At 68.4% G+C, this 5552-nt stretch carries 4 protein-coding genes; 1 reads left to right on the forward strand and 3 read right to left on the reverse strand.

From position 1 onward, the window contains the following. The 3 genes from VHK87_RS05660 to VHK87_RS05670 all read right to left on the reverse strand — a co-directional run. Positions 1–268: hypothetical protein (locus tag VHK87_RS05660; protein WP_329633923.1), on the reverse strand; the 268-nt coding region annotated here is incomplete at its 3' end. Beyond that, positions 265–1401, reverse strand: coding sequence for an amidohydrolase family protein (locus tag VHK87_RS05665; protein WP_329633924.1), 1137 nt, complete (start codon positions 1399–1401; stop codon positions 265–267). The genes VHK87_RS05665 and VHK87_RS05660, both read right to left, overlap by 4 nt. 116 nt (positions 1402–1517) lie before the next feature. Beyond that, positions 1518–4496: a TonB-dependent receptor domain-containing protein gene (locus tag VHK87_RS05670; protein WP_329633925.1), complete on the reverse strand. Its 2979-nt coding sequence runs from the start codon at positions 4494–4496 to the stop codon at positions 1518–1520. Positions 4497–4726: 230 nt separating this feature from the next. Here VHK87_RS05670 and VHK87_RS05675 point away from each other — a divergent pair. Continuing rightward, a partial coding sequence (locus VHK87_RS05675) for an MFS transporter (protein WP_329633926.1) occupies positions 4727–5552 on the forward strand: 826 nt, incomplete at its 3' end.

Consider the following 5552-nt stretch of genomic DNA (forward strand, 5'->3'; position numbering starts at 1 on the left):
CGACGATGGCCTGCACCTCCTCCTTGTCCACGGTCGCCTGGGTGAAGTGCAGCGAGATGTCGCCGCTCTCGAACCAAGCCTCGCCGTAGAGCTGGACCAGCATGGGCACGAACTGGTCCATGTGCACCGAGCCCGGGACGGTGCCGCCCTTGAAGCCGAGCTTGGAGGCGACCTCGTCGTTGTGGATCGAGCCGGGGGCCTGCTGGAAGCCGTTGTGCGGGGCGCGGAACGGGCCGGTCAGGCGTTGCGGGGCGAGGGTGTCGGTCATCGGGCGTCCTCCAGGGTGCGCACGGTCAGGGCGGCGCCCATCATCTCCTCGAAATTGGCGCGGTAGAAGCGGTCCTTGTTGTCCTCGGTGAGGCCTTCGAAGGTCCGCTCGAAGCGGGCGATGGGGTCGTTCGTGCCCTCCGGGTGCGGGTAGTCGCTGGAGAACATGTAGAGGTCCGCGCCGCTGTCGCGGATCAGATAGCCCGCGTCCTCCCCGGGGAAGGGGGTGAACTTCACCTGCCGGCGGATGATCTCCGACGGCTTGGCGGACAGCGCCTTCAGATAGGGATCGGTGCGGCCGAAGGAGCGGGCGCCCATGTCCATCTGGCGCAGGAAGCCGGGAACCCAGTAGGCGCCGTACTCGATGACCCCGCCGCGCAGCTCCGGCTGGCGGTCGAACAGGCCGTCGTAGACTAGGGCGCCGAGGAACATCTCGGCCGAGTGCGGCAGCACGACGTAGTCCTTGAATCGCAGGTTCTCGCCGCCGCCGTGCAGGTCAGGCGACTTGGGCTTGCCATTGTTGACGTACTCCTGCGGCAGGGTGCGCGAGCCGGCGCCGATGTGCAGGACGAAGGGAATCTTCTTGGCCGCCAGCAGGGCCCAGAAGGGATCGAGGTCCGGATGGCCGGGCGACTTGTCGCCGGCCGGGGTGGAGGGCACCCAGATCGCCTTGCAGCCGAGGCGAATGGCCTCCTGGGCCTCCTCCACCGCGCGGGCGGGGTTGTCGAGCGGGACGTAGGCGACGCCCAGCAACCGCGGATCCTTGCAGAAGGCGGCCATGGCGCGGTTGGCGGCCCTGGCCCCGTTATAGACGACCTCCTCGTCCTTGCTGGTGCGGAAGGGGCGGAGCGCCGATGTGGGGAAGACCAGCTGGCTGGCGAAACCCAGCTCCTCGAGGGCGCGGATCCGCTCGGCCGGGTCGTGGGCGCCGTAGGCGAGCTTGCCCTTGGGCCCGGCGATCAGGCCCTCGATGACCTTCTCCTTGGGCGTCTCGACCGGCGGGCGGGTCGAGGGCGGATCCTTGCGGAGAAGCCGGTCCTTCCACGCGTCGTCGGCGAAGGGCACCAGCCAGTCGGCCGGCTCCATGACGTGACTGTCGGCGTCGTGGAACACGCGTCCCGCAGCATAGGGCATCTCGGCTCCTCCCTTTTTATTGACGTTGACACTATTACACTGGGCGCACGTTGACTCAACGGAAAGTGCGCCGAGAAAGGCGAGGGCGGAGGGGTCCGCCCCCGCCCTCGACCGGCTCAGAAGCGCTTGCGCAGGGTCAGCCGGTAGACGCGGCCGAGGGGATCGGCCGTGTAGGTGTTGTAGGCGAAGTCGAGGCGCGCGGCCGGCGGGTCGCGGTCGAACAGGTTCAGGACGCCGAAGGTGGCGGTCGTCTCCCAGGGCAGCTCGACCCGGTAGATTAGGTCCACGGGGATGTAGGCGTCGATCTTCTCGGCGAAGCGATTGGTGGCGGTCGGCGGGAAAACCGACGGGCGGTTGTCGATCATTCCGTCCAGGTAGCGCACGGTGAGCCGCAGGTTGTGGGGCCCGCGGGCGTACTGGATGAAGGCGTTCGCCTTCCACCGCGGGATCGCCGGTCCGGCATTCATGGTCCCGGCGACGTCCTCCGCCGGCTCCAGTTCAATGCCTTCGGAGAAGAAGGCGGAGGCCTCGTACTTGAGGATGTAGTTGAGGTCGCCGCCCACCTGCACCTGGCCGTCCAGCAGGTCCGGCAGGCCCAGACTCCAGGTCGCATCGACGCCGCGGACCTTGTAGTCGCGGGCGTTGGTGTAGAGGTTCTTGGTCCTGAGCAGATTGGCCAGGCCGCAGGTCGCCGGATCGCCCACGCCGCCCGTGAAGGTGAACCGCTGCTGCAGGTTCCACCACGGGTCCTGAGGGTTGGACGTGCAGTGGTTCGGGCTGGTCAGCGATGGGCCGAAGAAGGCGGTGATCATCGAGGCGGCCGTGTCCCGCTCGATCGCCCCCTCGAAGTCGATGGCGTAGTAGTCGACCGTCGCCCGGAAGGAGCCGATGTCGACGATCGCGCCCACGTTGTAGGTCGTCGCCGTCTCCGGCTGAAGGTCCGGGTTGTTGTAGATGTCCACGGGCCGGAAGGCGCCCAACTGCGACACCACCCCGCCGCTGGTCAGGAAGTCGTCTCCCAGGTTGGTCAGGTCCGGCGACTTGAAGGTCGTGCCGATCGAGCCGCGCAGGGTCACGAACTGGGTCGCGTCCCAACGGACGGCCAGCTTGGGATTGGTGGTCGTGCCGATGTCGCCGAGGTCCTCGTGGCGGACGGCGAGCTGCGCCTCCAGCCGGTCGGTGACGGGGATCTTCAGTTCGCCGAAGAAGGCCCACACCTCGCCCTCGAGGTCCCAGGGCTTCTGGGCGCCGAAGAAGGTGAGTACGCCGGTGGGCGTGGTGCAGGTGGTCACCCCGAGCATCGGACAGGGGTTCTTCAGGATGTTGGTGGCGTCGGGCAGGTCCTTCTTGTCCTGCTGCCATCGGTACTGCGCGCCCGCCGCCCAGGAGATCGGCTCATCCGACCACAGCCGCCAGGGCAGATCGCCGTTCAGGACGACGTTGGCCTCGAAGATCCGCGACCATTCGTAGAAGGCGTACGGGTGGGCCTCCAGGTAGCGGATGACCTCCTCGCTGTTGGCCACCCGCGGATCGAGGCCCAGCGCCTGCTGGTACTGAGGGTTGGCCACATGGGTGTGGGCGTTGCCCGGCATGCCGGTGGAGAAGGGGTTGAACCACAGGCAGGGGCCCTGGCCGGGCGTGCTGGTGGCCGGGTTCGTGCCGCCGGGCGTGCAGCCGAAGCCGCCGAGGCCCAAGAGGGCGTACTGCAGGTTGGGGACCGTGATCTCCGAGGTGATCCGCTCGTTGGTCTGCTCGGCCCAGGTGGCGTTGACCTCGTAGTCTATTCCGAACGCCAGAGGCCCCGAGAGCCCGCCCGAGAAGCGCTTCATGTGCATCTCGCGCCGGGAGTGGAAGCCCTCGCCGGTCAGCGGATTGCCGCTGTAGCCATACGGGCGCCAGCCGGCGTTCGAGGTGAGCACCCCGTTGGCGGCGATGTTGGCGAGCTGCGCCGGGGTGAAGGCCCCCGGATTGAGGGCGATCAGCGCCTGCAGGCCCGGGTGGTTCGCGGGGATGTAGTAGCCGCGCGCGCCCTCGGTTCCGGCCGGGGCCGGGAAGGGGTTGTTGCCGCCGGCGGTGGTGGCGAGCGGGTAGTTGCTGGGCGCGTAGCTCGGGTTCTGGACTTCCCTCGGGACCACGTGGCCGGCGGCGAGGGCCTCCAGGTGCAGTCGGTGCTCGTCCGTGAGGTTGAAGTTGATCTCGCCGTAGACCTGGTAGCCGTCGATCTCGTCGACCAGGTTGTTGAACGGCCCCTGGTAGAACTGGCAGCGGGCGGCGTTGCCCGTGCCGGTCAGCACGCCGCCGAGGGCCAGGCAGCCGGGATCGACGAAGCCCTGGTTGAACCCGGCGACGCTGCGGGTCGGGCCGGTCAGGTAGGCCCCCGGGCTGCCGTTCGCCGACCAGCCCGACTGTGGATTGACGGTGAGGGGATAGAGGCCCCAGTCGCGCTCGTCCTGCTGCAGCACCGAGCGATGCTTGTAGCCGGCGGTCAGCAGCACGTTCCCCCAGTCGCCGACCTTCCCCCAGGCGATGTTGGCGCCGTAGTCGCCCGCCGACTTGCGGATGGCGTTGTACGTGGCGTCGATCTCCAGGCCGTCGAAGTTGGACTTGGTGATGTAGTTCACGACGCCCGCGATGGCGTCGGAGCCGTAGGTCGCCGCCGCGCCGTCAGTGAGCACCTCGACCCGGCCGATGGCGGCGGTGGGGATCATCGCCACGTCGACGCCGCTGCCCGCGGACTGGACGATAGGCAGCCGGTGGCCGTTCAGCAGCACGAGGGTGCGCGAGGCGCCCAGGCCGCGCAGGTTCACCGTCACCGCGCCCGAGTTCTGGCCGTTGATGCGGTTGGACTCGCCGACCGTGTTGGAGACCGCCGGCAGGTTCTTCACGAACTCGAGCGGCGTCGGGTCGCCCCGCTTCTGCAGTTCCGCGCTGGAAAACACCTGCACCGGAATGGCGCCGGTCGGCGCGCCCCCGATCAGGGTGCCGGTGACGACGACCTCGTCGACCTCGGCCTCCTGCGCCCAGGCCGGCCCGGCGGACAGAGCGGCGGTCAGCGCCAGCGCGGAGGCGCCGGCAGCAAGCTGTGAGCTTCCCATCAGTTTCACCCTCCCGGAGCGCCTTGCGGCGCAGATTCTCCCAACCCGGCGCCCTTGAGCCGGCCGCCGGTTCGCCGCGTCTTCGGACAACGCAGGCGTTGTAATTGATAAAACGACTAGTACGCTGTTTGTGCCAAAACGCAAAGCCGAAGCGTCGTAGAACGCAGTGATTGTTGACAAGCGCTCTAATCGTGGGATGCGGCCGTTGCGCCGCAACGGGAGGGAAGAGGATGGCGGAAGCAACAGGGGAGGGCGGCCGCGCGGGCGAAGCGGCCGGTCTGCGGCTCAGGACCTCGGACAAGCTGCTCTACGGGCTGGGCGCCACCGCCAGCGGCGTGAAGGCCCGGGGCCTGAGCGCCTTCCTGATGCTGTTCTACAACCAGGTGGTGGGCCTGCCGGCCGCCTGGGTGGGCGCGGCCATCATGGTCGCCCTGGTGTTCGACGCGATCGTCGATCCGCTCGTGGGCCAGATCTCGGACAACATGCGCACGCCCTGGGGGCGGCGGCACCCCTTCATGTACGCCTCGGCGATCCCGTTGGCGCTGACCCTGTTCCTGCTCTGGACGCCCCCGGGGATGTGGTCGAAGGAGGCGGTGTTCGCCTACATGCTCGTCGTGACCCTGACAGTGCGCTTCCTCGACACCTTCTTCGAGCTACCCCACACGGCGCTGCTGGCCGAGCTCACCCGCGACTACCACCAGCGCACGACGCTGGTCGCCTTCCGCGCCTTCTTCCGCATCGCGGGCGGCCACCTGATGGTGCTGATCACCTACAAGTTCTTCCTCCAGCCCACGGCCGAGTATCCGGTGGGCATCCTCAACCGCGAGGGCTACGCGCAGTACGGGCTGTGCGCGGCCCTCCTGGTGCTGTTCACCATCCTGGTGTCGAGCGCCGGCACGCACCGCTTCATCCCGCACCTGCACAGGCCGGCCAAGCGCACCGCCAAGCTGGGCGAGATGGCGCGGGAGGTGGCGCACACCCTGCAGAATCGCTCGTTCGCGATCCTGCTGGCCTCGGGGACGCTGCTCGCCATCGCCACCGGCCTGAAAGGAGCGC

The sequence above is a fragment of the Phenylobacterium sp. genome (genome assembly GCF_036263695.1).
In the GTDB taxonomy this organism is placed as follows: domain Bacteria; phylum Pseudomonadota; class Alphaproteobacteria; order Caulobacterales; family Caulobacteraceae; genus Phenylobacterium.

Bases quoted from the DNA above. Each gene is read 5' to 3' on its own strand.
- VHK87_RS05665 (WP_329633924.1), bottom strand. From the start codon at position 1,401: ATGCCCTATGCTGCGGGACGCGTGTTCCACGACGCCGACAGTCACGTC.
- VHK87_RS05670 (WP_329633925.1), bottom strand. From the start codon at position 4,496: ATGGGAAGCTCACAGCTTGCTGCCGGCGCCTCCGCGCTGGCGCTGACC.